The sequence below is a fragment of the Citrobacter sp. 21OH12SH02A-Citro genome (genome assembly GCF_027919895.1).
Lineage (GTDB): Bacteria > Pseudomonadota > Gammaproteobacteria > Enterobacterales > Enterobacteriaceae > Citrobacter > Citrobacter braakii.
Window position 1 is genome coordinate 2,816,487 of record NZ_CP114801.1, and the last position, 26,667, is coordinate 2,843,153.

Consider the following 26,667-nt stretch of genomic DNA (forward strand, 5'->3'; position numbering starts at 1 on the left):
CTTTCTGAAGGCTGATTTTTCTGACATAATTTCCTCGCAATGAGTACGCAACGAATTGCACCTGAAGGCCGTTGGTGTTCGCGCACCACGGCTTTCGCCATTTTTGAACCGGTCATATAGCCCCCAGCATCATCTGCACCATCTCCATCAGTGGACCGGTTAACCCAGGGTCAACGCGGTACATTTCCACAATCCCCTCGCTCAGCTCCTTCAGCTTCTGATGGCGTGGCGCATTCATCGCGACGGCAATCTTCGCTTCGCTGGTTTCTTTCTCCAGCCGAGCCAGACGGGCCATTACGTTGTCTTCGGGTAGCAGGCGATTGCGGAACTCGAGTGGAAGGACAGCAAGAATTGCCGGAGTCAGCTGGCGAACGTTTTCGCGGTACCGTTCGCTGTTGAAATGGTTATCCAGAAAGCGGAAAAGCTTCTGACGCTGTCGGCTGAGGTCATCAGGGAAAGTGACCTCGTCTCCCCCTTGCGCCTGGTACTCTTCGATGATCAGAGCCGTAACTACGTCCTGACCATCTACACCCGCCCACGCACGAACGGCATCGCGGATCTGGTCATGTTTATCTACCGAGACAGGTTGATTGCGATTTATCATCGCAGCCGGTTGATATCCGCTATTTTGATGATATGAAATGGCGTGCATGATCATGACTCCTGATGCGGAAGGCCGTCAGTAGGGTTTGGATATGCACTCGGATCGATTTCATGTGGGGTTACCTGCCAGTTGAGGATTCGACAAAGCGGCAAGATTCGACCATGTGGAATTTTCCCTTTTCTCAGCCACTTACCTACAGCCTGAGAAGAAATACCAAAGCACTCTCCGATTCCTACTTGTGTCATGTAGCTGCTGATTTTGTCTTTTAGTTGATTGTCCATTTCTTGTCCTAGCTGTTTGTTTTGGTGATTGGAGAATAGCACTTAAAACTTTTGGTTCCAATAAAAATCAAACCAATAGTTCTAATGAACTGTAAAACCAATGGTTGTAAAATGAGAATATGAATAAAAATCCTCACCCTGTATTTGCTAAGAGAATCCATCAAGTGATGGAGGAAAACGGCTGGAGCATGGCTGACCTTGCGAGGCGCGTAATGCTTTCGCATACTTCTGTGCGTAAGTGGGCTAATGGCGCGGCAACCGCAAGTGGTGAGCGCTTAAAAAGGTTAGCGGCTGTAACTGGAAGACCAGAGTATTGGTTTTTTATGGAGCCAGGGTGTGAGGATGAGAATGGTGAAGAAGTGTCAACTCCTCCACGCGTTCTCGATGAAAGAGAGGAAACATTGCTATCCCTCTTCAACCAATTACCAGACGCAGAAAAGCTGCGACTGATTATTCACACCAGAGGTGTGGTCAGAGAGATGGATCTGCTTAAAAATGATGTATACGACATCATCAACGACTTGAAGAAATAGACCCGTTTCAAACCAGTAACACAACAAGACACCGTCATGGTGTCTTTTTTTATCCCCAAATAGAACTTTTAGTTCCATTTTTAACTTTACACATCGAACCATTGGTTGTATCTTCAACTCATCGACAACAAGCGCATCGTTGTCAGGTTCAAGAAACGTTCCGCCAGCCTGGCGACAAGGGCAAAGTACAGAAGTGAGCTTCACGGTGGTGAATTGCAGAGTGAAAAAGCTCAACCGTGAAGATCAGCGCCGCGGCGCCACTAGCGAAGTTCACTCAGAAAACTGGAGAACATCATGGTTCATCAGCACTACGGTACACAGACAGTAAACCGCGGCGCAGTTCAGCCGGGGATGCTCGTCAAACACAAAGACTCAACCTGGACGGCATCAGCTAACGCTCGCGGACGTTTGTATCTGCACCGCGGCGTGGAGATGACTTACACCAAGGATTTGCTGGTTGAAGTTTATCTGAACGGTCTGGGGCATGGACTCAGCCACTAGCGGAGGATGTCATGTTAGACAAGAAATGCGGATATTGCGGCAAGCCGGTTAAAACGGAGGAAGTAATCAAGAGCACCCTTCTCTATCGCAACGGCTCACAGCTGGCGCGCAAAGAAAAAGAGTATTGCTCCAAACGTTGCGCTTCGCACGACCAGATGGCTCACGAAGGCTAACGTAAAACCCGCGCAAGGCGGGATCTACGTCCGGTGGTACCGACCAAAGTTACACCGGAAACAACATTAAAACCAAAGTTAACCCAATGGGCGCTATCAATGGTCCGGGGATTCTAACACCCAAAAATGAGGATCTCACATGGAATTCTTTAATGTGGTTAAAGCCACTCAGAAATCCGGAAAGCAAGATGCAGTGGTCTGGTTCACTGCTAAAACCGAGGCTCGCGCCAATCTGATGCTGGATGTTGCGCTGGAAGATGCAGGTATCGAAACAGGTCGGGGTAAGGACTACGCCAAACCGATTCGCACTGATTTCCCAGTTGTCGACGGCCTGCCGAAAGAAGGTGAAGTTGATTTTACCTGGTGTGATCGCTACGAACTTCAGGACGATGGGCGCACCTGGCTGCCAAAAGCCGCTGGTGTGTCTACTGGTTCCGTTGACGCCCCCTCTACACCTACTCCGACCGTAATCGTTGAAGACGCGACTGCGTCCGAAATTGTCCCGGTTGAAAACCGTACTCCAGCGGTCCGCTTTGCCGTCCATCTGATGAACGATAAATACCAAACCCACGTCACAAAAGAGCAGCAGTTGGCTGCCAGCGAAATGTCACTGGACGAAAGCAATACCTATCTCCTGAACCTGCTGCAGGTTAAAAATGATGTTCCTGAAGTTGGCGAACTCAGTCTGAATGCTGAGTGGAAAATGATTCAGGCGGTTAAGCAGGTATTCGCGCCAGATGAAGAGCACGAAGTAACGCTACTTGCTGCTTTCATAGCCGACTGGTTGAGAGTAGATGCAGGCGACCGCAATGAGTTAGTGAGAGAGTGGAGGAGCGGAAAGCTTACTCTGCTCAAATCAGAAAGAACCAACGACGCCGGGGTTGAAACTGGTCAGCATATCGCTACTGATGACGGTCTCCAGAGCGACGAGAACGGCCGGCCCGAAGGTGGCGTCGTTGATGGTGAGGTCGGTACCGAAGAGCAATCTCAGCAGATAGAGCAGCCGAACCTGATCGTCGTTGCCACCCTGCCATTCCGTCAGCGCGTACTGGCTCAGTTCATCGGTGATGGTGAATATCTCTATCACGTCGACGCTGGGCAGAAAAACGAGATTGTCCGACTTGAGATGGACACTGATGACGCGTACGTCCAGAACCTCCTGCTGGCTGCTGAGAATGTGGAAGCATTCAAAAAAGCCATTGAGCACGATATTCATAAAGTCGTGAATGCCGTTAAGAATGTCTTCCCTGTCGACGGTAAAAAACCGGAGCTGGCAACAGTTATCCAGTTCCTGACGGTGTGGTTCAAAACTGATTACATTGACCGCGGCATCCTAGCACGCGAATGGGCCGCCGGTAACCGTATCAACAACGTACAGCGTACTGATTCCGGCACCAATGCCGATGGTGGATATGTCACTGACCGTGGACCTGACGCACACCACACCCTGGACACTCTCGATTTAGAGATTGCGTGTGCCCTTCTGCCTATGGACTTCAACCACTTCGAAATTCCGGGCAGCATTCTTCGTCGCGCCAAAGAAATCGTGACCAAAAAAGAAGAGCCGTGGAAATCTTGGAGCAGCATCCTGCGTAATCATCCTGGCGTTCTTGGCGTTAACCGCACGACTATTTTTAATCTGGTACGTATCGCGCCGGAAAATATTCATCTAACTCCTGCCGCTCACCTGGAATTTGTTAACCAGACCATGACAGCCGAGTTCAATTCCGCGGTCGAGTTATTGCCATTACATGAGGCTGAACCCGCAGCACAGGAAATTTCCCAACCTGAAAGCAAGGAGTCTCCGCGCAAATCCTTCTGCACTCACGAAGAGAACCTGCAACGCGTGCGTGAAGAAGGAGCACGCCACCGCACAGAGGAAGCTGCAGCTCAACCGCAGAAAGTCGAACAAGAGCTGGTTAAAAATGTCGGCAACGGAATATTCGACGTTACGGCTTTGATTCAGAACTCAGCAACTCATGGCACGAAAAAGGCAACGGAGACCACCAGCAATGTGCAGGTTCAAGAAACTGTCAGTGATGAAAAACAGGCTGGTGATGCGCTGCATACAGGCAAGAGCAGTGTGGAAACTGGTGAAGAGTCACATACCAGCCAGCAAGCCGATGTAAACCAGAATACAAATTCTGTCCCCCAAAATAGCGATTCTGTAAACCAGACTGAACCAGTTTTGGCACAAACCGAGCCAGATGCCCAATCTGACGAACCAGCTGTTGTTTACCCAGCTTACTTCGAGCCAGGTCGCTACGAAGGTCTGCCGAACGAGGTTTATCACGCAGCCAACGGTATCAGCTCTACCCAGGTGAAAGATGCGCGTGTGTCGCTGATGTACTTCAATGCGCGCCACGTAGAGAAAACCATCATCAAAGAACGCTCTCCGTTTCTGGACATGGGTAACCTGGTACATACGCTGGCGTTGCAGCCAGAGCAACTCGATGAAGAATTCAGCGTTGAACCCGTAATTCCGGAAGGCGCATTTACCACGACGTCAACTATCCGCGCGTTTATTGATGAGTACAACGCCAGCTTGCCAGCGCAACTGAGCGCAGACGATATCAAAGCTTTGCTCGAGGAATACAACGCCACTCTGTCTGCTCAGGTGCCGCTGGGTGGTTCAGTCGAGGAAACTGGCCAGAGCTATATGTCGCTGCCAGAAGATTACCAGCGTATCGAAGCGGACCAGAAACAGACCGCAACGGCAATGAAGGCCTGCATCAAGGAATACAACGCCACTCTGCCTGCTCAGGTGAAAACCAGCGGTAGCCGTGATGCGTTACTCGAGCAGTTAGCAATCATCAATCCTGACTTAGTGGCGCAGGAAGCGCAGAAGCCTGCGCCGTTGAAGGTGTCCGGTACTAAAGCAGATCTGATTCAGGCCGTGAAGTCTGTTAATCCCGACGCCGTCTTCGCCGACGAACTGTTGGATGCGTGGCGCGAGAATCCGCAGGGGAAAGTGCTGGTCACCCGCCAGCAGTTGAGCACTGCACTGAGCATTCAGAAAGCCTTGCTCCAGCACCCGACCGCCGGCATGTTGCTGACACACCCGAGCCGCGCCGTTGAGGTGAGCTACTTTGGATTTGACGACGAAACCGGACTCGAAGTTCGTGTGCGCCCGGATCTGGAAATCGACCTGGACGGGGTGCGCATCGGTGCCGATCTGAAAACCATCAGCATGTGGAACGTTAAGCAGGAAGGCCTGCGCGCCAAACTGCACCGGGAAATCATCGACCGTGACTACCACCTGAGCGCGGCTATGTATTGCGAGACCGCCGCACTGGACCAGTTCTTCTGGATTTTCGTCAACAAAGACGAGAACTACCACTGGATCGCCATCATCGAGGCATCCGCCGAACTGCTGGAGCTGGGCATGCTTGAGTACCGCAAGGCGATGCGCGCCATCGCTACCGGCTTTGACACTGGCGAATGGCCAGCGCCGATCATCGCTGATTACACCGACGAACTGAACGACTTCGACCTGCGCCGCCTTGAAGCGCTGCGCACTCAGGCATAAGGGGAATGAAGATGCAAAACACTAACGTAACTGTAGCTGACCAGAACGCCGTGATTAACTCCAACGTGGCCCTGTTTGATTCCCAGTATCTGAACGCCATCAGCGCGTTTGCTCAAATTATGGCGCAGGGTGCGGCGACAGTCCCCAGACACCTGCAGGGAAATCAGGCTGACTGCATGGCAGTAGCGATGCAGGCGGCACAATGGCAGATGAATCCCTTTGCCGTAGCGCAGAAAACGCACCTGATTAACGGCGTTCTCGGATACGAAGCGCAACTGGTAAATGCCGTTATTTCACGCAGCGGCGTGCTGGCAAACCGCTTTGAATACGAGTGGTACGGACCATGGGAAAAAGTAGTTGGGAAATTCCAGATTCGTAAAGGCGACAAAGGAGAATACCGTGTTCCTGGCTGGACTCTTGCGGACGAAACGGGCATTGGCATCATCATCCGCGCAACGCTGAAAGGCGAAGACCAACCGAGGGAACTTGACCTGTTACTGGCACAAGCAAGGACTCGTAATTCAACACTTTGGGCTGACGACCCTCGCCAGCAGCTCGCTTATCTCGCAGTGAAACGCTGGGCAAGACTGTTCTGCCCGGATGTAATTCTCGGCGTGTATACCCCTGATGAACTGGATGATCGCCGTGAAGAGCGAGAAGTTAACCCTGCTTCGGTGCAACACGTTAGCCTGTCTGAAATTTCAGGTGACACCATAACAACCACGCAGAGCAAGCAGGAAAAATCAGGAAACATCGACTCACTGGCTGATGATTTCCGCGAGCGTATAGATGCCGCACAGGATGTTGATAGCGCTAAAGCACTGCGCGCTGATATCGAAAGCGCGAAGGTTACTCTGGGTTCAGCCCTGTTCACTGAGCTGAAGAACAAGGCGGTGAAACGTTATTACCTGGTTGATTCACGAAACAAGGTCGAAGCAGCGATCAACTCCCTGCCGTCTCCGGACGAACAGGATGCAGCAGCGCGTTTCGGGGAAGTTGAGCGAGTTCTTGCGGCGGCCAAACGTCACCTGGGCGATGAGCTGCATGATCAGTTCAGCATCACCCTGGCCGATATGAAACCGGAATACGTGGGCTAACAGATTTGGGAGGGTTCGCCCTCCCATTGAGGAGATGTAATGCGACTGATTAACCGAGGCAATCAGCAATCCCCGTTAGCGCGTCAGGCATGCGACATAGCACTGGCCACTCATGCAGAACGTTACGGCGACTATGGCCGAAGCAAGATGAAGGAGACGTACACGGTGAGAGTTGAAGGTGTGAAGGTCTGGGTGGAAGTGGTGAACCGTAAGGCGAGCTACGTGGCCACAGCGATGACAGGTATGCGTCGTTTACGCGCGCTGCCGGGTCAGGTGAGTTGATAACGATATTTCATTAACAGTTTTCCGGCAGCTCTATAATAAGTTGCCGGAAGCCGGAGGTAGTATGGCCAAGCTTCTTAATCTGCTGGAATGGGCGAATTCAACTTATTCAACCCCACCGTCTCTTTCAACACTTCGCCGCTGGGCACGGGAGGGACGTATTTACCCTGCTCCGGAACTTCACGGCAAAGAATATAAGGTTCAGCCAGATGCCATCTATGTGGATCCGAGCAAAAAGAACCTTCGTCACAAAGCAAAACGCATATCGCTGCCAACTGGCGGCACTCTACTGGAGAGACTGACTCATGGCGAAAAGGCCAGTTCGTTACGACGCTAACCTGCCCCGTAACCTGACCTATCGTAAAAGAGACAGGCTTTATAGCTGGCGAAACCCGATTACCGGTCAAGAGTTATCTATTGGCCGGATCGACAGAAAGGACGCCATATCTCAGGCCATCGAAGCCAATAACTACATCGAACAGAATTACCTTCCGTCAGCGCTGCTGGACCGCATAAAGGAAGTACCAACATTTACGGTGAAAGCGTGGCTTGAGCGCTACGAAGTAATTCTTGAGCGAAGAGAATTGAAGCCCAACACGATGAAGGTCAGACGCAACCAGATCGCCACTATCAGTGATGAATTCGGACGTATGCCGCTATCGGCGGTCAGCACAAAGGACATATCTACTTTCCTGGAGAGTTACATACTCTGCGATAAGAAGAGCATGGCCTCCGGCCTGCGTTCGGTATTGTTGGATATTTTCAGAGAGGCGATCGTCGAGGGACATATTGAAAGGAATCCGGCAGAGCCGACAAGAACGCCGACACCCAAAGTGAAGCGCGAGCGTCTTCTACTTGAACAGTTCGAGATAATAAGGGATGCCGCAACCGCCCATTCCGAATGGGCTGCAAACGCATGTGATCTGGCACTTGTCACCGGGCAAAGAAGAGAGGACGTATCGTTGTTCAGATTCAGCGATATCAGGGATGGAAGGTTGTTTATCACGCAGGAAAAGACAGGTCACAAATTGGCGTTGCCACTTGATTTGCGACTGGACTCTGCTGATTTGGTATTGCAGGATGTTATCGATCGTTGCAGGAAAAACAACCCGTCAGACTTCATGCTGTTTTCAGCGGTGAGACGTGGAGGCAGGAAGCCTGGTCCGTTAACTCCGGACGGAATTACCCAGGCATTTTCTGACATCCGGGATTCTACAGAGTTAAAGTTTGGTCCCAACCCTCCTCCTTTCCATGAGATCAGGAGCTTGGCGAGCAGACTGTATGAAAGGGAGCGCGGAGAGGATTTCGCACAGAGACTGCTGGGGCATAAAAATTTAACAATGACCAAAAAATACCTGGACGCACGCGGTGCAGAATATGTTATGGTTTAGACAGGATATGGAAATTTCGAGTAATTTTCGTGGGATTTCGTGATGGCACCGAAAAAACCCAACGAAAACAAGCACATAAAAAGAGACCGAATACGATTCCTGTATTCGGTCCAGGGAAATGGCTCTTGGGAGAGAGCCGTGCGCTAAAAGTTGGCATTAATGCAGGCTAAGTTACCCTGCCATTTAAGAATAGATGACAGCGCCAGGTTTTCCAGTCCGCGACTAAAGTGGCCTGAAAAAAAGGACGATTGTCACACATCCAAACGTAAAAACCGCAAGTTCTCCTGAGAGAGCCTTGCGGTTTTTTATTGGAAATCAGAACGCTACATCTGACAATTAGCAGAGCTTTTCTGCACGCTCCACAAACGGTGCGAGGCTCATTTTTTCGCCCGGTTTCGCCGGGTCGTCAATCTGGATAATCTCGATTGGCTTCGCCGTAGTTTTCCCACTCTCTACCTGCTGTCTGGCAACATCATTCAATGGGTATTGCACCAGCGTACTGGGATTGATGACATACAGCGCGTTACCTGGACGGCAGGTCAGCATCACCTCTTCCCGATTAAACGCCCACTTATCCTTGCCAACCTCAAAACGGCTGACGGTGATGACCTGTGGCGCAGCCAGCGCGGCCCCTGAACTTGCCAGTAGTAATAACGAGATAATGATTTTTTTCATGCGTTTCGCCAATCCATCAATCAGAAAGGTTCGAGGGTTGCAAACAGGCTGACAATCGCCAGCACAACGGCCCCAATTCCCCATTCCAGCTTAGTCATCCAAACAAAATAGAGTGTCATACTGCGGTTATCCTGCCGCATGCGTGGTACCAGAACATACCGATTCACCAGCGCAATCGCCACCATTAGCATCACCAGAGCACCTTTTAACAAAAGCAGTTGCCCGTAAGCCATGTGCCAGGGAACAGAAAAACCAACAATAAACAGCGCATTCATGATACCGGTAAGTAAAACTCCGATAACGAAAAGATGCCCGTAGCGGGAGAAACGCATCATAGTATTGATGGCCTGTTCCCGCCAGCGGCCTTGCGCCATTTGCATACAGTAAAGTACGGGCAGCAAACCACCGAACCAGGCGGCAGCGCATACCAAATGCAAGGCGTGGTTAACCTGCTGGATTGCCCCTGCGATACCGCTATGCAGCGTCGCGTGTCCGACGCCAGCCAGCAAAATAAACTGCGCAATCGTCAGCATTAACAGCCGTCGCGGCATGCTGCGCGGTACTATAATTACCACCACCAGCGTGACCAGTGCGAGGATAATCTGCCATAACCACACGCCGCCAAACTGCGTTTGCAACACGGCGCCCCATATGTCACTAGAAATAACATCCCGCCAGCCTGAGCCCATTAAACCACCCTGGATCGCCAGCATCAGCGTCGCGCTAATAAAGCTCCACGCTGCGGCATGTCGTTGTAGACGCAAAAAACGACGCATCATTAAACGACGAACCGAAATGGGAGCCAGCCATGCGCCGTAGAGCGCACAGCCAAACACCAGCATCAACGTGGTAAAATGGATAAACCGTAGTGCAACCCAGGTAAATTCCAGCATTGGTTATTTCACGCTAAAGGTATATTGCCCCTTTGTCTTATGGCCATCCACGGAGACGACGTGCCAGTCGACAGTATATTTTCCGGCCTCAAGCGTTTGAGCAAGTGGAATAATCAGTTGTGTTTTGTCCTGTTCACTGCGTGTTGCCTTGCCCGTTTTGATCTGTTCTTTGTTTGGGCCTGTTAGCGTTGCGCCGCTGAATCCCGGCTCGACACCTTCTGAGAAATTCAGCGTCAACGCCTGAGGAGATACCGCAACATCGGCATTAGCCGCCGGGCTTTGTTTCGTCAGGTGAGCATGAGCCAGGGCGGCGGGAGTTGCCAGAACGCTGGCGAGTACGATGAGAGCGTTACGAAGCATAGATGCAGATGAAGCCATTTCAACTATTCCTTTTTGTTATGTCTAATCTATAGAGAATAACCTTCTACAATGATCGAGTCGAGAATCATCATTTCGGTCTTGCCATTAATGCACACTCTTAGTAACTTTGCGCGCCGAAAGACAGAGAAAAGGAGAAGCCCATGAACATCAATCTGGCCAAACTTGAGCAAGCTGAAATGGATAAGGTCAATGTTGACCTGGCCGCGGCGGGTGTCGCATTTAAGGAGCGATACAACATGCCGGTTGTTGCCGAAGTCGTTGAGCGTGAACAGCCCGAACATTTACGCGACTGGTTTCGGGAAAGACTGATCGCGCACCGTCTGGCATCCGTTTCCCTTTCACGTTTACCCTACGAGCCTAAAGTTAAATAAAACTTATATTACGTTACGATTCCTTACATGATGCCTGCTACAGTATAAGTATATTCTTAATCTATACTTTAAAGATGGTTGTAGACACTATGAAAAGGAAATCATTATGTCACACTGGAAAATCGCAGCAGCACAGTACGAACCTCTTCAAACCTCAGTTACCGAACATGTCGCGCATCACCTGCAATTCATTCAGGCAGCCGCTCAATGCCAATGTGAATTGCTGGTTTTCCCCTCCCTTTCCCTGTTGGGTTGTGTTGATGAGAATGACGCGCTCCCTGCCCCACCCGATGAAGCGTTGTTAGAACCTCTCGCGCATGCTGCCGTGACTTATCGCATGACGATTATTGCGGGGCTATCGGTAGAACATAACAATCGGTTCGTAAAAGGTATCGCGCTTTTCTCTCCCTGGATGACCTCCCCCTTAACGTTTCACCAGAGCCACGGGGCCTGTATCGCCAGACAGCAAAATGCCATCAGCGTTGTGGATAGCCAGCCGGAAGGTATCGATATCGACCCGGCGTACTCGCTATTCACCAGCAGTCAGTCTGTCAGTGAGCCCGAATTGCTCTCCTCCACATCTCGTCTACAGAGTTTCTCGCATAAATTTGCCATCGCGGTATTAATGGCCAATGCGCGTGGCAGCAGCGCGTTATGGGATGAGCAAGGTCGATTGATTGTTCGCGCAGACAGCGGTTCCTTACTCTTAACCGGTCAACGCACGCCACGGGGTTGGCAAGGTGATATCATTCCTTTACGCTAATCGTTTTGGGTCAGGAGCATGGCATGTTGCGCATAATAGATACAGAAACCTGTGGTCTGCAGGGAGGCATTGTTGAGATTGCTTCTGTCGATGTGGTTGACGGAAAAATAGTCAATCCTATGAGCCACCTGGTGCGTCCTGACCGCCCCATCAGCCCTCAGGCGATGGCAATTCATCGCATTACGGAAGCGATGGTGGCCGATAAGCCGTGGATTGAAGATGTCATCCCCCAATATTACGGCAGCGAATGGTACGTGGCGCACAATGCAAGTTTTGATCGCCGCGTATTACCCGACATGCCCGGGGAGTGGATTTGCACCATGAAACTCTCCCGTCGTTTGTGGCCAGGAATCAAATACAGCAACATGGCGCTGTATAAATCCCGCAAGCTGAGCGTGCAGACGCCAGCTGGCCTGCATCATCACCGTGCCCTATACGACTGCTACATCACCGCGGCACTGCTGATCGACATCATACAGACGTCAGGCTGGTCAGCAGAACAGATGGTCGATATTACCGGCCGTCCTGCGTTACTTACTACTTTCACTTTCGGCAAGTACCGCGGAAAACCTGTATCCGAAGTGGCTGAACGCGATCCGGGCTATCTGCGCTGGTTATTTAATAACCTCGACAGTATGAGCCCGGAGCTGCGCTTAACGCTAAAGCACTATCTGGATAACGCCTGAGCAGACGCCTGCCCAGGCAGTGTCCCCTGCGCCAGTCCGATCAAAAACGCGTATTCCAGGGCCACGCCTTCGTATGATTTAAAACGCCCTGATTTTCCGCCATGCCCGGAATCCATATCCGTGCAGAGTAACAGCAGACGATCGTCCGTTTTCAGCTCGCGCAGTTTTGCCACCCATTTTGCCGGTTCCCAGTATTGCACCTGGGAGTCGTGTAATCCCGTCGTAACCAGCAGATGAGGATAATCCTGCGCTGTAACATTGTCATACGGGCTGTAGCTTTTCATGTAGGTGTAATACTCTTCATCCTGCGGATTCCCCCACTCTTCAAACTCACCGGTCGTCAGGGGAATGGACTCATCCAGCATCGTGGTCACCACATCGATAAAAGGCACCTGCGCAATGACGCCATGGAAGAGTTCCGGGCGCTCATTAATGGCAACACCCATTAACATTCCTCCGGCGCTCCCCCCCATGCCATAACACAGCGAAGGCGCGCCATAACCCATTTTTAGCAGCGCGTCGCAGACGTCGAGGTAGTCATTGAAGGTATTTTTCTTGAGCAGAAACTTACCGTCTTCGTACCACTGCTGTCCTAACTCGCCGCCGCCACGCACATGAGCAATGGCATAAACAAAGCCGCGATCCAGTAAGCTCAAGCGGCTGCTGCTGAAATCGGCGTCCATGCTGGCACCATACGAGCCATAGCCGTAGACCAGTAACGGGTTTTTCCCTTTCAGGAAATACTTTTGATGGTAAACCAGCGAAACCGGAACCTCGGTGCCATCACGCGCGGTGATCCAGACGTGTTCGCTACGGTAGTTCGCCGCATCAAACCCTGGGACCTCCGTCTGTTTGAGTACGCGACGCTCTCCGGTGTCCATATCCAGTTCAAACAGCGTGTCCGGTGTGGTCATGGAGGAATAGCCATAACGCAGGCGCGATGTCTCAGGTTCTGGATTATAGGCAAGCCATGTCACATACGCCGGATCATCAAAAGCGATACCGACCACTTCGCGCGTTTTACGATTAATCTGTCGCAGGCTGGTTAAGCCCCGCTGACGCTCTTCCACCACCAGCCAGTCTGTGAACAGCGTAAAGCCCTCCAACATGACGCTGTCGCGCGGCGGGATCAGCGTCTCCCAGGCTTGTTCATCACGCACACGGGTACGGTACAGGCCGAAATTTTTACCCTGCCGGTTGGAACGCAGATAAAACGTATGCTGATAGTGATCGAGGCTGTACTCGTGATCTTTACGTCGCGCTAAAAAGACTAACGGCTCGGCATCCGCCAGTTCTGCGTCAAGCAGCAAAACCTCACTGGTGGTCGCGCTGGCGATATGAATAACCACATAATGTAACGAGGTCGTTTTATGCAGACTGACATAAAACATGTCATCGGCTTCTTCATACACCAGCTCATCCAGTGATGACGGCGAGCCGACGGTATGCCGCCACACTTGATACGGGAGCAGCGTCGTTGCGTGTTTGCGCACGTAATAGAAGGTTTGCGAGTCATTCGCCCAGACCAGATCCGCTTCAACGTTTTCCAGCACTTCCGGATACCAGTTACCGCTTTGCAGATTGCGAAAACGCACGCCATATTGCCGACGAGAGAGATAATCTTCGGCCAACGCCATGATGGTGTTATCCGGAGATATCGCCAGTCCCCCCAGCGTATAAAACTCACTGTGGGCCGCGCGCTGGTTACCATCCAGCAAGGTGTCCCATTCATCCCACTCTTCACTGAAGGCAGACTGACGCTGATAAATGGCATATTCGCACCCCGGTTCATAAATATGCCGGTAGCGATAACCATTCTTCACATAGGGGGCGGAAGCATCCTGAGGCGGGATACGGTCGATAATCTCTTTCAGGACGCGATCCTGCAATGCCTGCTGCGAGGCCATAATCTGGCGGCCATACGCATTTTCTTGTTGCAGATAATCCAGCACTTCTGGCTGCGAGCGGGTGTCATCTCGCAGCCAGTAAAAATTATCAACGCGGGTATCGCCATGATTCGTCATGGCGTGGGGGATACGAGAAGCTTTTGGTAGCATGTCATTGTTCTTTTGCTTAAACATCCTATAAGGGTGGCAAAAGACAGCAATGATGCAAGCGAAACATGCGCCTTAACGGTAAGTAATTAACCCGGTAAAGCCTGTTTTTGTTCCTTGAGATCCTGTTCAATGCCTTCACGAACATCCTGCGGGATCTTCAACGCATCGCCCAGCGCGTTCAGATAGCTACGCTCCATAAAGTGGTCGATATCAATCGCTGCACAGCTCAGGAAGTAAATTTCCAGCGCCTCTTCTTCGTTGCGGATCCCTTGTGCCAGGCGCTGAGGATCTAACGGTTGTTCAATGGCGCGTTCGATCAGAACACGGCCCTGCTCTTCCACGCCTGCTTCACGGAGCTGCTGCTCAATGGCGGTACGTTCTTTGGCATCAATATGACCATCGCTTTTCGCCGCAAAAACCAGCGCCAGGATCAGTCGTTCGGTTCGCTCATCCAGCGGCGAGCTTTGTGCACCGAACTGCGGCTCACCCTGATGCGCCGCGCGAACCTTATCCTTGTATTTGTTCCATAACACAGTACCGGCAACCGCACCGCCGCCCACCAGAAGCGCGCTGGTGCCGTATTTACTCAGTAATTTACGTGAAGATTTGTTGGCAACCAGTAATCCTGCCAGACCGCCTAACGCGCCGGGAACCAGAAGTTTACTCAGCCCTTGCTCACCAGAAGATGACGCGGAAGATCCTTTTTGCCCAAGAAGAGATTGAAGTTGATTCAGCCAGTTAGCCATGTTGCCCTCAAGTACAGACGAATAATCATCAAAGCGTACCCGAGGGGATGTCAGGAAGTGTTCAGGTCATCAAAAGAAGTGCAAATACCTTCTACCTTCGTTACTGCGACTGATACTCCGCCGTTCCGGCTTTGCAGTCGACTTTTACCTGGTAGTGAATATCCGCGCTTTTACCGCGAACCGTGAGGGGAACTGACCATTTCCCATCTTTGCCCGTAATATCGGGCGTGTTGACCCAGGCGACAGGATCGGCTTGCCCGACGCGTTTTTGATCGTCAGCCCAGCGCGCAATGCGATTTTGCTGATAATCACGTTTCACGCTCGCCGCGATACCGTCAGCATTCAGTCCTTCGCACTTGGGGAACTGAACTTTCTTGCTTTCCATATTTGCCGCAAATACAGATACGCTGGCAGATAACAACAGCAGGCTCAACAACGCTCTTTTTTTATACATTCTTTTCTCCTTAATCTCCCCTTCGTCCTTCAGGTTGCCTGTTGCAACGTGAAAAGACGTCAGGGATTGCACAATGATTCAGGGAAAAGCATGGTACAAAACGTCAGGAGCGCAAGTCGTTTCAGGCAGCCTGAGTATCATCCTCAGCGTGCGCATCGTTTTCGACCGCCTGCGGAGAGGGCAGCTTGCCGTTTTTCAGAATGGCGCTCAGCACATCTTTCTGCTCAGCCAGCCACAGGGAAAGCGCTTCGCGCTGCTCGTCTTCGAGCGCTACCGGCGATTGCTCCAGCCATGTGTCGAGCAAATCTGCTGTATCAAGCATTTTGTCATACGCATCGGCTTCCTTTTTGCTGGTAAACGACATTTTTTCCTCACCTTCCCGAATGACTACGTATTTAACTTCAACCGCCATTTTTGCAGCCTCTTAAATTACCTGTATTTATGTACAGTATATTCTTTTTGCGCCTTGAAATCAACCTGGTAATAAAGACAGACGCAAACGTTTTCGTATATACTGCGCCCAGATAAAACAGGGGATTAATTTATGACGTTATTAGGCACAGCGCTGCGTCCCGCAGCAACGCGAGTGATGTTATTAGGTTCAGGTGAACTGGGTAAAGAGGTAGCGATTGAATGCCAACGCCTGGGTGTGGAAGTCATTGCCGTGGATCGTTACCCCGACGCGCCAGCCATGCACGTTGCCCATCGCTCATACGTAATCAACATGCTGGATGGCGATGCTTTACGCCAGCTCGTCGAGCGTGAAAAACCACATTATATCGTGCCGGAAATAGAGGCGATTGCCACGGATATGCTGGTAAAACTGGAACAAGACGGTCACAACATCGTGCCGTGCGCCCGAGCGACGCAGTTGACCATGAACCGCGAAGGAATCCGTCGTCTCGCCGCCGAAGAATTATCTCTACCGACCTCTTCTTACCGCTTTGCTGACAGCGAAGCCCGCTTTCGCGAGGCCGTCGCCGAAATCGGCTATCCCTGCATCGTGAAGCCGGTAATGCGTTCCTCCGGTAAGGGACAGAGCTTTATTCGTTCCGCCGATCGACTCACTGAAGCCTGGAATTATGCTCAACAAGGCGGCCGAGCAGGTGCCGGACGCGTTATCGTCGAAGGCGTAGTGAATTTTGATTTTGAAATCACCCTGCTTACCGTCAGCGCCGTTGATGGCGTACATTTCTGCGCACCGGTAGGACATCGTCAGGAAGATGGCGATTATCGCGAATCCTGGCAGCCGCAGCAGATGAGTGACCTGGCGCTGGCTCGAGCGCAGGAGATTGCCCGTAAGGTGGTGCTGGCGCTGGGCGGCCACGGTCTGTTTGGGGTAGAGCTATTTGTCTGCGGTGATGAGGTCATTTTCAGCGAAGTTTCCCCTCGCCCTCACGACACGGGTATGGTGACCTTGATTTCGCAGGATCTGTCTGAGTTTGCCCTGCATGTACGCGCATTTCTCGGTCTGCCGGTTGGCGCAATCCGTCAGTATGGACCTTCTGCTTCCGCCGTTATTCTGCCGCAGCTTACCAGCCAGAATGTCACGTTTGATAAAGTACAGGCCGCTGTGGGCACAGGTATGCAAGTCAGATTCTTCGGCAAGCCAGACATCGACGGGAGCCGTCGTATGGGCGTTGTGCTGGCAACAGCGCAGAGTATTGAAGACGCGGTGACACGCGCGAAAGACGCGGCGGCACAGGTGAAAGTCGCAGGATAAAAAACGGGCCAGATGGCCCGTTTCAGACTCGCAGGCCCGGTAATTATTACCGGGCATTTTACGCAATTACAGCTTCGCGCCTTCAACTGCTTCACGAGCCAGCTTGGTAATGCGTGCGTAATCGCCAGCTTCCAGGGCATCTGCCGGAACCAGCCAGGAACCACCGATGCACAGCACGCTTTTCAGTGCCAGGTAATCACGGTAGTTCGCTGGCGAAATACCGCCGGTTGGGCAGAAACGGACCTGAGAGAACGGACCCGCAATTGCCTGCAGCGCTTTAGTACCGCCGTTGGCTTCCGCCGGGAAGAATTTGAACTCTTTCAAACCGTAGTCCATACCCAGCATCAGTTCAGAAACGGTGCTGATGCCTGGGATCAGCGGAATAGTGCCTTCAGTTGCAGCTTTCAGCAGCGGCTCGGTCAGACCCGGGCTGATAGCAAACTGCGCACCCGCTTCAGTGACTTCAGCCAGTTGCTGTGGATTCAGTACGGTACCCGCACCAACGATAGCGTCGGGAACTTCTTTTGCGATCGCGCGAATGGCATCCATCGCACATGCGGTACGTAAGGTCACTTCCAGAACGCGCACGCCCCCTGCAACCAGCGCTTTTGCCATTGGCACCGCGTGTTCCAGTTTATTAACCACGATAACCGGTACAACCGGGCCCGTGGTCAGGATTGCTTCTGCACTTGTCTTCCAGTTTTTCATCAGAGTTTTCTCTCGCCTGATTACAAAATAAGTCTTAAAAAGTGATACAGGTTGCGCCCTGCTCCGCACCGGACAGCTTTTCACGCAACGCGCTGAACATTTCACGTCCCGTACCCACGCGCGATGCGCTGAGATCAGGAATGTGTGGCTGACGGGAGGCAAGTTCCTCTTCATCCACCAGCAGCGTCAATTCACCTGTCTGTCCATTCACACGAATGATGTCGCCATCGCGTACTTTTGCCAGCAGCCCGCCATCATAGGCTTCCGGGGTTACATGGATTGCTGAAGGCACTTTACCTGAAGCACCTGAAAGTCGTCCATCGGTAACTAACGCAATTTTGAAACAACGGTCCAATAATACACCAAGTGGCGGCATGAGTTTATGTAATTCTGGCATTCCGTTCGCTTTTGGTCCCTGATGGCGCACAACCACCACGCAATCCCGGTCAAGCAGACCCGCATCGAACGCGGGTAAGACATCATGCTGACTTTCAAAGACAACTGCCGGCGCTTCAATAATCTGGTTTTCTACCGGTACCGCCGACGTTTTCATCACCGCACGCCCGAGATTACCGCTCAGCACTTTGGTGCCGCCGTGGTGGGAGAATGGTTGGTCAAAGGTGGCGATCACGTTGTTGTCCAGAGACTTCACCGCCCCTTCGCGCCAGTCCAGTTCACCCTCGTTAAGCCACGGTTCCATGGTGTAGCGGGATAAACCGAATCCGGCAACGGTGTTCACATCTTCATGTAGCAGACCCGCATTGAGCAGTTCACGCATTAACACCGGCACGCCACCCGCCGCCTGGAAGTGGTTAATATCTGCCGGACCATTCGGGTACAGACGCGCCATCAGCGGCACGATATCGGACAGATCGGAGAAATCATCCCAGTTAATCAGAATCCCGGCCGCACGCGCCATAGCCACCAGGTGCATCGTATGGTTGGTAGAGCCCCCGGTCGCCAGCAGCGCCACAATACCGTTCACTACCACTTTTTCATCGATCATTTTACCGATCGGCATCCATTCATTGCCATTGCCGGTCAGGCGTGTTACCTGACGGGCTGCAGCCGCGGTCAGCGCTTCACGCAGCGGCGCATCAGGATGTACAAATGAGGAGCCAGGCAGTTGCATACCCATAAACTCCACTACCATCTGGTTAGTGTTCGCCGTGCCGTAGAACGTACAGGTACCCGGAGCGTGATAAGACGCCGCCTCGGATTCAAGAAGCGCCATGCGATCGACTTTACCTTCAGCATACAGCTGACGGATACGCACTTTTTCTTTGTTCGCCAGACCGCTCGCCATCGGACCGGAAGGAATAAAGATTGACGGCAGATGACCAAATGACAGCGCAGCCATTACCAGACCCGGGACAATTTTGTCGCATACGCCGAGGAACAACGCGCCGTCGAACATGTTGTGGGAAAGGCCCACTGCAGCAGACATCGCAATCACTTCACGACTGAGCAGCGAAAGCTCCATCCCATCCTGCCCCTGGGTCACACCGTCGCACATTGCAGGTACACCGCCAGCAACCTGGCCTACTGCATTGGCTTCATGCAGTGCTTTACGAATGATGGCCGGATAGTGTTCATACGGCTGATGCGCGGAAAGCATGTCGTTATAGGAGGTAATGATCGCGATATTGTTACGCAGCATGCTTTTCAGCGAGGCCTTATCGTCCGGCTGACACGCAGCAAAACCATGCGCCAGGTTACCGCATGCCAGTTGCGAGCGATGAACGGTAGTTGATTTCGCTTGTTCAATACGGGCGAGGTAGGCGGAACGTGTGTCACGAGAACGTTCGACGATACGTTGTGTTACGCGTAACAAATTCGGATTCATAGAGGCTCCTAAAATTTATCTGTCAGAGCGTTGGATCAACAATGTGTTTCAGTTGGGTAAAAATAGCTGAATCGCTTGTTGGCCGTAGCTCAGGGGCAAAATCGTTTCAGGCAGTGTAATAAAAAAAGCCCCGCGGGTGAATCCACGCGGAGCCTAAAAGTGCAAAAATTATTCTACAATCTGTGTTAGATCATGTTACCGGTAAAATAACACCTATGGGCTAGATGATATTTTACTCGAATTCGTTCCAGGAACGACCATCTCGGGTAATCATCGCCACAGAAGCAACCGGGCCCCAGGTCCCTGCCTGATACGGCTTCGGCGCGTCGTTGTCCATCGCCCAGGCTTCGGTAATTGAGTCGACCCACTTCCATGCTTCTTCAACTTCATCACGACGCACAAACAGCGCCTGTATTCCGCGCATTGTTTCGAGCAGCAGGCGCTCATAGGCGTCGGCAAGGTGCGTCTGGTTGAAGGTTTCGGAATAGCTCAGATCAAGCTTGGTAATTTGCAGATTATGCTTGTGATCCAGACCCGGCACTTTGTTCAGTACCTGGATATCGACACCTTCATCAGGCTGCAAACGGATGGTCAACTTGTTCTGCGGCAGATCCTGCCAGGATTCTCTGAACAGATTCAGCTCAGGCGTTTTGAAGTAAACCACCACTTCAGAGCACTTCGTCGGTAAACGTTTACCGGTACGCAGGTAGAACGGAACTCCCGCCCAGCGCCAGTTATCGATATCCACACGGATCGCCACAAACGTTTCCGTGTTGCTGCTCTTGTTCGCGCCTTCTTCTTCCAGATACCCCGGCACTTTTTTGCCCTGGGCAAAACCCGCGGTGTACTGACCGCGAACCGTTTTTTCACGTACGTTCGAACGATCGATACGACGCAGCGATTTCAGTACCTTCACTTTTTCATCACGAATGCTGTCGGCGCTCAGATCGGACGGCGGAGACATCGCAATCATGCACAGGATCTGCAGCAGGTGGTTCTGAATCATGTCGCGCATTTGACCTGCCTGGTCAAAATAGCCCCAACGGCCTTCAATACCCACTTCTTCCGCCACGGTAATTTCTACGTGATCGATAGTGCGGTTATCCCAGTTGTTCACAAACAGGGAGTTGGCAAAACGCAGTGCCAGCAGGTTCAGGACCGTCTCTTTGCCAAGATAGTGGTCGATACGATAAACCTGACACTCTTCGAAATACTCGCCGACCTGATCGTTGATTTCACGGGATGTTGCCAGCGACGTACCCAGCGGTTTTTCCATCACAACACGGGCTGGTTTAGCATTCAGCTTTGCTTCACCCAAGCCTTTGCAGATCGCGCCAAAGGTGCTCGGCGGCATCGCGAAATAGTTAATGGTGGTACGTGATTTTTGATCCAGCATTTCGCCCAGACGGCTAAACGCGGCGGTGTCATTGACGTCCAGATTACAAAACTCCAGACGACCGCTGAGAGTCTCCCACAAACCTTCGTCGATTTTTTCTTTCATGAAGGTTTCGAGCGCTTCACGCACAACCTTGGTATAGGCTGCTTTGTCCCAGTCGGCACGTCCTACCCCAATGATACGGGTTTCCGGGTTAATCTGGCCGGCCTTTTCCAGTTGATACAGGGAAGGCAGCAATTTCCGCCGCGCCAGGTCGCCCTTCGCGCCGAAAATGACCAGATCACATGCCTGGGCTGTTTGCGTTACCGCCATGTCATTCTCCTCAATTAAGTGCCTGGTGCTTTTGCCAGACACTGGTTGTAATTTTATTACAGTGCACTGTACTGCTTTTACGTGAATCCGGAAACCGTAAACGCTTATCCAGCCGTGCTGTTACCGCGAACAGTCGCTTTATGGGCGTTTGCCGTCGCAAATTGGACAAAAAAGTCGTCTTTTTTCGTACCCCTGAAGACGTAAGAAAACCCGACTCCGATCATGTAATGAAAAAAAACAACAACTATTCTGTCCATTTTGCCCCGTTGCTGCATTAGCAGGGGTAATATCTATACACGAAATTATGCCCCGATTTCTCCGTATCATTGAAATCGTTTTTGCCCATGACCCATGAGTCTACCTACATCATGAATATGCTGGAAAAAATCCAGTTAAAACTGGAACAGTTGAGCAAGTCAGAGCGTAAAGTCGCCGACATTATTCTTGCCTCTCCCGAGCGGGCAATCCATTCAAGCATCGCCACACTTGCTGTGGAAGCCAATGTCAGCGAACCGACGGTGAACCGTTTCTGTCGCAGCATGGATACCCGCGGCTTCCCTGATTTTAAACTGCATCTGGCGCAAAGTCTGGCAAATGGCACCCCTTATGTTAATCGCAATGTGGATGAGGATGACAGCGTAGAATCTTACACGGGGAAAATCTTCGAGTCAGCGATGGCAAGCCTCGACCACGTCCGCCAGTCTCTGGATAACGCAGCGGTAAACCGGGCCGTAGATTTATTAACTCAGGCGAAAAAAATTGCCTTCTTTGGCCTCGGTTCTTCTGCCGCAGTGGCGCATGACGCAATGAATAAATTTTTCCGGTTTAACGTACCGGTAATCTATTCCGACGATATTGTTCTGCAACGCATGAGTTGCATGAATTGTAGCGACGATGACGTCATTGTGCTTATTTCTCATACCGGAAGAACCAAAAGTCTGGTGGAACTGGCGCAGTTGGCGCGGGAAAATGACGCCATGGTTATCGCCCTCACCTCTCCCGGCACGCCACTGGCGCGTGAAGCAACGCTGGCAATTACTCTCGATGTACCGGAAGATACTGACATTTATATGCCCATGGTCTCTCGACTTGCTCAACTGACCGTGATAGATGTGCTGGCTACAGGATTTACTTTGCGCCGTGGGGCAAAATTTAGAGATAACTTGAAGCGTGTCAAGGAAGCGCTCAAGGAATCGCGTTTTGATAAAGAATTACTCATCAAGAGTGATGACCGCTAAAAGCAATAACAATGTTCTACCCTTTTATCATCCGGGTCGTTCATTTACCGTTAATATTTGAGAACGACCGGATTAATGTTCACGCAACACCAAGTTGTTTCAGTCAACGGAGTATTACATGTCCAGAAGGCTTCGCAGAACCAAAATCGTTACCACGTTAGGCCCGGCAACTGACCGCGATAATAACCTTGAAAAGATTATCGCCGCGGGTGCGAACGTTGTACGTATGAACTTTTCTCACGGCTCTCCAGAAGATCACAAACTGCGGGCGGATAAGGTCCGTGAAATTGCCGCAAAACTGGGACGTCATGTAGCTATTTTGGGTGACCTGCAGGGACCTAAAATCCGCGTATCAACCTTTAAAGAAGGTAAAGTATTTCTTAACGTTGGCGACAAGTTCCTGTTAGACGCCAACCTCGGCAAAGGCGAAGGCGACAAAGAAAAAGTCGGTATTGATTATAAAGGACTACCTGCTGACGTCGTCCCGGGCGATATCCTGCTGCTCGACGACGGTCGCGTGCAGCTTAAAGTGCTGGAAGTTCAGGGCATGAAAGTCTTCACCGAAGTTACCGTCGGTGGCCCGCTGTCCAACAACAAGGGCATTAACAAACTGGGCGGCGGTCTCTCTGCTGAAGCCCTGACCGAAAAAGACAAAGCCGACATCGTCACCGCCGCGCAAATCAGCGTTGACTATCTGGCCGTCTCCTTCCCGCGCTGCGGCGAAGATCTGAACTATGCCCGCCGTCTGGCGCGCGACGCTGGCTGCGATGCGAAAATTGTCGCCAAGGTAGAACGTGCAGAAGCCGTCTGCGACCAGAATGCGATGGATGACATCATCCTTGCCTCCGACGTGGTGATGGTGGCGCGTGGCGACCTGGGCGTTGAAATTGGCGATCCTGAGCTGGTAGGTATTCAGAAAGCGTTGATTCGCCGCGCACGTCAGCTGAACCGTGCGGTCATTACCGCCACGCAGATGATGGAGTCGATGATCACCAACCCAATGCCGACCCGTGCGGAAGTGATGGACGTGGCTAACGCCGTCCTCGACGGTACCGATGCCGTTATGCTCTCTGCAGAAACTGCAGCAGGTCAGTACCCGGCTGAAACCGTCGCGGCTATGGCACGCGTCTGTTTGGGTGCTGAGAAGATCCCGAGCATCAACGTCTCTAAACACCGCCTTGACGTGCAGTTTGATAACGTTGAAGAAGCGATTGCCATGTCAGCGATGTATGCCGCTAACCACCTGAAAGGGGTCACCGCTATCATCACAATGACGGAATCCGGTCGTACTGCGCTGATGACTTCACGTATCAGTTCTGGTCTGCCGATTTTCGCGATGTCTCGTCATGAACGTACGCTGAATCTGACTTCCCTGTATCGCGGCGTCACCCCGGTTCACTTTGACAGCGAAACAGACGGCGTCGTTGCCGCCAGTGAAGCAGTGAACCTGCTGCGCGATAAAGGCTATCTGGTTTCCGGCGACCTGGTCATTGTGACGCAAGGCGATGTCATGAGCACCATTGGCTCAACGAATACCACGCGTATTCTGACCGTCGAGTAACGCCCCGTTTGATGTAAAAAAGCCTCTCGTTTGAGAGGCTTTTTTTATTTCTTCGGATAAAGATCTTTGCGCTTATAAGGCTCAATTTCACCGGGTTTGCGCGTCTTAAGCAGTTTTAGAATCCAGGTGTATTGCTCGAGATGCGGCGTCACAAAGATTTCCACTTCTTCGTTCATTCGTCTGGCAATGGTGTGGTCATCCGCCGTCAGGATGTCATCCATCGGAGGACGAACCTGAATCGTTAAGCGATGCGTTTTCCCATTGTATACCGGGAACAGCGGCACCACACGGGCGTGACACACCTTCATCAGGCGGCCAATCGCCGGTAACGTGGCTTTATAGGTAGCAAAAAAATCCACAAACTCGCTGTGCTCAGGGCCATGGTCCTGATCCGGCAGGTAGTATCCCCAATATCCCTGACGTACAGACTGAATAAACGGTTTGATGCCATCATTACGCGCATGCAAACGACCACCGAAACGACGACGTACCGTGTTCCAGACAAAATCGAATACCGGGTTTCCCTGATTGTGGAACATCGCAGCCATTTTCTGTCCCTGGGAAGCCATCAGCATCGCTGGGATATCTACGCCCCAACCATGAGGAACCAGAAAAATCACTTTTTCATCGTTGCGACGCATCTCTTCGATGATTTCCAGCCCCTGCCAGTCAACCCGATGCTGAATTTTTTCCGGGCCGCGTATGGCGAGTTCCGACATCATGACCATCGCCTGAGGTGCAGTCGCAAACATCTCATCGACAATAGCTTCACGCTCAGCTTCGCTGCGCTCAGGAAAGCAGAGGGATAAATTGATCAGTGCTCTGCGACGCGAGCTTTTTCCCAGCCGCCCGGCCATTCTTCCGAGCTTTGCCAGAATTGGATCGCGAAATGATGCCGGCGTTAACGAAATACCTGCTATCGCCGCCACACCAAGCCATGCACCCCAGTAGCGCGGATGGCGAAATGATTTGTGAAACTCTGGGATATATTCAATATTCTTTTTTTTCGTTTCCATGTTCTTCCAGTGTCTGGTGCGGCGAAAAGTAGATCTGCTGATAGTGTAGCGGCGCGCGATGCGCCGTACAAAATAAAAAAGCCGGCACGCATAGCGTACCGGCTCTGTCAGCGTGTTAATTAATCGAAACGCAACTGAGGAACAACCTCTTTCACCTGTGCCAGGTAATCGGTGCGATCCGACCCGGTCAGACCTTCTGTGCGCGGCAGTTTCGCCGTCAGAGGATTCACTGCCTGCTGGTTGATCCAGACTTCGTAGTGCAGATGCGGACCCGTTGAACGCCCGGTATTGCCAGACAGCGCGATACGATCGCCACGTTTCACTTTTTGTCCTGGTTTGACCAACAACTTACGCAGGTGCATATAACGCGTGGTATAGGTGCGACCATGACGAACCGCAACATAGTATCCGGCTGCGCCGCTGCGCTTCGCTACAACCACTTCGCCATCACCCACCGACAGCACCGGCGTCCCCTGCGGCATCGCAAAGTCGACACCTTTGTGCGGCGCAACGCGTCCGGTCACCGGGTTCAGACGACGCGGGTTAAAGTTGGAAGAGATGCGGAACTGCTTAGCCGTCGGGAAACGCATAAAGCCTTTCGCCAGTCCGGTACCATTGCGGTCATAGAACTTACCGTCTTCAGCACGGATTGCGTAGTAATCTTTACCTTCAGAACGCAAGCGTACGCCCAGCAGTTGGCTTTGCTCACGTTTACCGTCCAGCATTTCGCGAGACATCAGTACCGAGAACTCATCGCCTTTTTTCAGTTTGCGGAAATCCATCTGCCACTGCATGGCCTTAATCACTGCGCTGATTTCAGAGCTGGTCAGTCCGGCATCTTTGGCACTGGCGACGAAACTTCCGCCCACGGTGCCTTTGATTCGGCTGTTAACCCAATCGCCCTGCTGCATTTCGCTGCTCATTTTGAAACCCGTCGCGGTGCGATCGTAAGTACGGGTTTCACGACGGGAGACTTCCCAGGTCAGGCGCTGCAAGTCACCTTCCGCGCCTAACGTCCAGGAAAGTTGCTGACCAATTTTCAGGTTACGCAGTTGTTTGTCGGAAGCCGCGAGTTGGCTGATGTCACCCATATCAATGCCGTACTGATTCAGAATACTGCTCAGCGTATCGCCCGTGGAGACGACATACTCATGCACGCCGGCTTCACCAGACGTTTTGTCATCCAGTTCATCCTGTGGGATGGCTTCGTCTTCCTGAGCGGCCTGATCGATAGGTTCGCTGGCCTCAGGCAATAGTGAACGAATCTCGCTTTTTTCCAGCTCGATAGTTTTGACGATAGGTGCAGAATCAGGATGGTAAACATAGGGCCGCCAGACAGCGACGGCCAATGTCAGTACGGTAAGCGACCCCAGCATAACGCGATGGGGCCGCGGCAGATTATTAAATGCCAGAGCGACAGAGCGGGCTATCTGTTGCACGTAATCACTTC

The 26,667-nt window shown here is 51.9% G+C and carries 28 protein-coding genes; 14 read left to right on the top strand and 14 right to left on the bottom strand.

What is annotated here, in order from left to right:
- Positions 1–112 precede the first annotated feature (112 nt).
- Entirely contained in the window at positions 113–652 is a 540-nt protein-coding gene (locus O6D90_RS13745) for a toxin YdaT domain-containing protein (RefSeq protein ID WP_271143118.1), read from the bottom strand.
- Between the two features lie 2 nt (positions 653–654).
- On the bottom strand, positions 655–885 hold the full coding sequence (locus tag O6D90_RS13750; RefSeq protein ID WP_174588371.1) for a hypothetical protein: 231 nt from the start codon (positions 883–885) through the stop codon (positions 655–657).
- 119 nt (positions 886–1,004) lie between these two features.
- Here O6D90_RS13750 and O6D90_RS13755 point away from each other — a divergent pair, with 119 nt between their 5' ends.
- The 8 genes from O6D90_RS13755 to O6D90_RS13790 all read left to right on the top strand — a co-directional run bounded on the left by O6D90_RS13755 (position 1,005) and on the right by O6D90_RS13790 (position 8,391).
- Positions 1,005–1,418 (top strand): helix-turn-helix domain-containing protein, encoded by a 414-nt coding sequence (locus tag O6D90_RS13755; protein ID WP_174588370.1) that lies wholly within the window; start codon positions 1,005–1,007, stop codon positions 1,416–1,418.
- A 294-nt stretch (positions 1,419–1,712) separates the two neighbouring features.
- Entirely contained in the window at positions 1,713–1,919 is a 207-nt protein-coding gene (locus tag O6D90_RS13760; RefSeq protein ID WP_001568763.1) for a hypothetical protein, read from the top strand.
- 11 nt (positions 1,920–1,930) lie between these two features.
- Complete coding sequence (locus O6D90_RS13765; RefSeq protein WP_000884659.1) at positions 1,931–2,092, top strand: YdaE family protein; 162 nt, start codon at positions 1,931–1,933, stop codon at positions 2,090–2,092.
- Positions 2,093–2,231: 139 nt separating this feature from the next.
- Positions 2,232–5,621: a RecE family exodeoxyribonuclease gene (locus O6D90_RS13770; RefSeq protein ID WP_174588369.1), complete on the top strand. Its 3,390-nt coding sequence runs from the start codon at positions 2,232–2,234 to the stop codon at positions 5,619–5,621.
- An 11-nt stretch (positions 5,622–5,632) separates the two neighbouring features.
- Positions 5,633–6,718, top strand: coding sequence for a RecT family recombinase (locus tag O6D90_RS13775; protein WP_032931168.1), 1,086 nt, complete (start codon positions 5,633–5,635; stop codon positions 6,716–6,718).
- 39 nt (positions 6,719–6,757) lie between these two features.
- Entirely contained in the window at positions 6,758–7,000 is a 243-nt protein-coding gene (locus tag O6D90_RS13780) for a DUF4060 family protein (RefSeq protein WP_003841647.1), read from the top strand.
- A 64-nt stretch (positions 7,001–7,064) separates the two neighbouring features.
- Entirely contained in the window at positions 7,065–7,337 is a 273-nt protein-coding gene (locus O6D90_RS13785) for an excisionase (protein WP_016156226.1), read from the top strand.
- On the top strand, positions 7,306–8,391 hold the full coding sequence (locus O6D90_RS13790; protein ID WP_016156225.1) for a tyrosine-type recombinase/integrase: 1,086 nt from the start codon (positions 7,306–7,308) through the stop codon (positions 8,389–8,391). The genes O6D90_RS13785 and O6D90_RS13790 overlap by 32 nt, the downstream gene beginning before the upstream one ends.
- Positions 8,392–8,727: 336 nt before the next feature.
- Here O6D90_RS13790 and O6D90_RS13795 read toward each other — a convergent pair whose 3' ends face one another.
- Genes O6D90_RS13795 through yobA form a run of 3 tightly spaced genes read right to left on the bottom strand, consistent with a single transcriptional unit; the run spans position 8,728 to position 10,337 of the window.
- Positions 8,728–9,066 (bottom strand): YebY family protein, encoded by a 339-nt coding sequence (locus O6D90_RS13795; RefSeq protein ID WP_003833793.1) that lies wholly within the window; start codon positions 9,064–9,066, stop codon positions 8,728–8,730.
- A gap of 20 nt (positions 9,067–9,086) precedes the next feature.
- A complete protein-coding gene (gene copD / locus O6D90_RS13800; RefSeq protein WP_016156224.1) occupies positions 9,087–9,959 on the bottom strand; it encodes a copper homeostasis membrane protein CopD in 873 nt (290 codons plus the stop codon).
- A 3-nt stretch (positions 9,960–9,962) separates the two neighbouring features.
- Complete coding sequence (gene yobA / locus O6D90_RS13805; RefSeq protein ID WP_016156223.1) at positions 9,963–10,337, bottom strand: CopC domain-containing protein YobA; 375 nt, start codon at positions 10,335–10,337, stop codon at positions 9,963–9,965.
- A gap of 143 nt (positions 10,338–10,480) precedes the next feature.
- Here yobA and O6D90_RS13810 point away from each other — a divergent pair, with 143 nt between their 5' ends.
- The 3 genes from O6D90_RS13810 to exoX all read left to right on the top strand — a co-directional run bounded on the left by O6D90_RS13810 (position 10,481) and on the right by exoX (position 12,160).
- On the top strand, positions 10,481–10,711 hold the full coding sequence (locus tag O6D90_RS13810; RefSeq protein ID WP_003034925.1) for a DNA polymerase III subunit theta: 231 nt from the start codon (positions 10,481–10,483) through the stop codon (positions 10,709–10,711).
- A gap of 106 nt (positions 10,712–10,817) precedes the next feature.
- The gene (locus tag O6D90_RS13815) at positions 10,818–11,474 is read left to right on the top strand and encodes a carbon-nitrogen hydrolase family protein (RefSeq protein WP_016156222.1); all 657 of its coding nucleotides are present in this window, start codon (positions 10,818–10,820) and stop codon (positions 11,472–11,474) included.
- A 23-nt stretch (positions 11,475–11,497) separates the two neighbouring features.
- Positions 11,498–12,160 (top strand): exodeoxyribonuclease X, encoded by a 663-nt coding sequence (exoX, locus tag O6D90_RS13820; protein WP_016152773.1) that lies wholly within the window; start codon positions 11,498–11,500, stop codon positions 12,158–12,160.
- Here exoX and ptrB read toward each other — a convergent pair.
- The 4 genes from ptrB to yebG all read right to left on the bottom strand — a co-directional run bounded on the left by ptrB (position 12,142) and on the right by yebG (position 15,829).
- Positions 12,142–14,217: an oligopeptidase B gene (gene ptrB, locus O6D90_RS13825; protein WP_172452826.1), complete on the bottom strand. Its 2,076-nt coding sequence runs from the start codon at positions 14,215–14,217 to the stop codon at positions 12,142–12,144. The two genes, exoX and ptrB, sit on opposite strands and share 19 nt — an antisense overlap.
- 86 nt (positions 14,218–14,303) lie before the next feature.
- Positions 14,304–14,963, bottom strand: a complete 660-nt coding sequence (locus tag O6D90_RS13830; RefSeq protein ID WP_016156220.1) for a tellurite resistance TerB family protein — start codon at positions 14,961–14,963, stop codon at positions 14,304–14,306.
- 100 nt (positions 14,964–15,063) lie between these two features.
- Positions 15,064–15,417, bottom strand: coding sequence for a protein YebF (gene yebF / locus O6D90_RS13835; protein WP_016152770.1), 354 nt, complete (start codon positions 15,415–15,417; stop codon positions 15,064–15,066).
- 121 nt (positions 15,418–15,538) lie between these two features.
- On the bottom strand, positions 15,539–15,829 hold the full coding sequence (yebG, locus tag O6D90_RS13840; protein WP_003833810.1) for a DNA damage-inducible protein YebG: 291 nt from the start codon (positions 15,827–15,829) through the stop codon (positions 15,539–15,541).
- A gap of 132 nt (positions 15,830–15,961) precedes the next feature.
- Here yebG and purT point away from each other — a divergent pair, with 132 nt between their 5' ends.
- Positions 15,962–17,140 carry a formate-dependent phosphoribosylglycinamide formyltransferase gene (purT, locus tag O6D90_RS13845; protein ID WP_271143119.1) on the top strand — a complete coding sequence of 393 codons (1,179 nt, stop codon included), beginning with the start codon at positions 15,962–15,964 and terminating at the stop codon, positions 17,138–17,140.
- 66 nt (positions 17,141–17,206) lie between these two features.
- Here purT and kdgA read toward each other — a convergent pair whose 3' ends face one another.
- The 3 genes from kdgA to zwf all read right to left on the bottom strand — a co-directional run bounded on the left by kdgA (position 17,207) and on the right by zwf (position 21,402).
- Positions 17,207–17,848 (bottom strand): bifunctional 4-hydroxy-2-oxoglutarate aldolase/2-dehydro-3-deoxy-phosphogluconate aldolase, encoded by a 642-nt coding sequence (kdgA, locus tag O6D90_RS13850; RefSeq protein WP_016152768.1) that lies wholly within the window; start codon positions 17,846–17,848, stop codon positions 17,207–17,209.
- A gap of 34 nt (positions 17,849–17,882) precedes the next feature.
- Positions 17,883–19,694 (bottom strand): phosphogluconate dehydratase, encoded by a 1,812-nt coding sequence (edd, locus tag O6D90_RS13855; protein ID WP_016152767.1) that lies wholly within the window; start codon positions 19,692–19,694, stop codon positions 17,883–17,885.
- Between the two features lie 232 nt (positions 19,695–19,926).
- Positions 19,927–21,402 carry a glucose-6-phosphate dehydrogenase gene (gene zwf, locus O6D90_RS13860; protein WP_003034896.1) on the bottom strand — a complete coding sequence of 492 codons (1,476 nt, stop codon included), beginning with the start codon at positions 21,400–21,402 and terminating at the stop codon, positions 19,927–19,929.
- Positions 21,403–21,770: 368 nt separating this feature from the next.
- Between zwf and O6D90_RS13865 the strand changes: the two genes are divergently transcribed.
- Complete coding sequence (locus O6D90_RS13865; protein ID WP_019076523.1) at positions 21,771–22,640, top strand: MurR/RpiR family transcriptional regulator; 870 nt, start codon at positions 21,771–21,773, stop codon at positions 22,638–22,640.
- 118 nt (positions 22,641–22,758) lie between these two features.
- A complete protein-coding gene (pyk, locus tag O6D90_RS13870; RefSeq protein WP_016152765.1) occupies positions 22,759–24,201 on the top strand; it encodes a pyruvate kinase in 1,443 nt (480 codons plus the stop codon).
- 44 nt (positions 24,202–24,245) lie between these two features.
- Here the strand turns inward: pyk and lpxM are convergent, their stop codons facing one another.
- A complete protein-coding gene (gene lpxM, locus O6D90_RS13875) occupies positions 24,246–25,217 on the bottom strand; it encodes a lauroyl-Kdo(2)-lipid IV(A) myristoyltransferase (RefSeq protein ID WP_016152764.1) in 972 nt (323 codons plus the stop codon).
- A gap of 119 nt (positions 25,218–25,336) precedes the next feature.
- Entirely contained in the window at positions 25,337–26,656 is a 1,320-nt protein-coding gene (gene mepM, locus O6D90_RS13880; RefSeq protein ID WP_016152763.1) for a murein DD-endopeptidase MepM, read from the bottom strand.
- Positions 26,657–26,667: the final 11 nt, after the last annotated feature.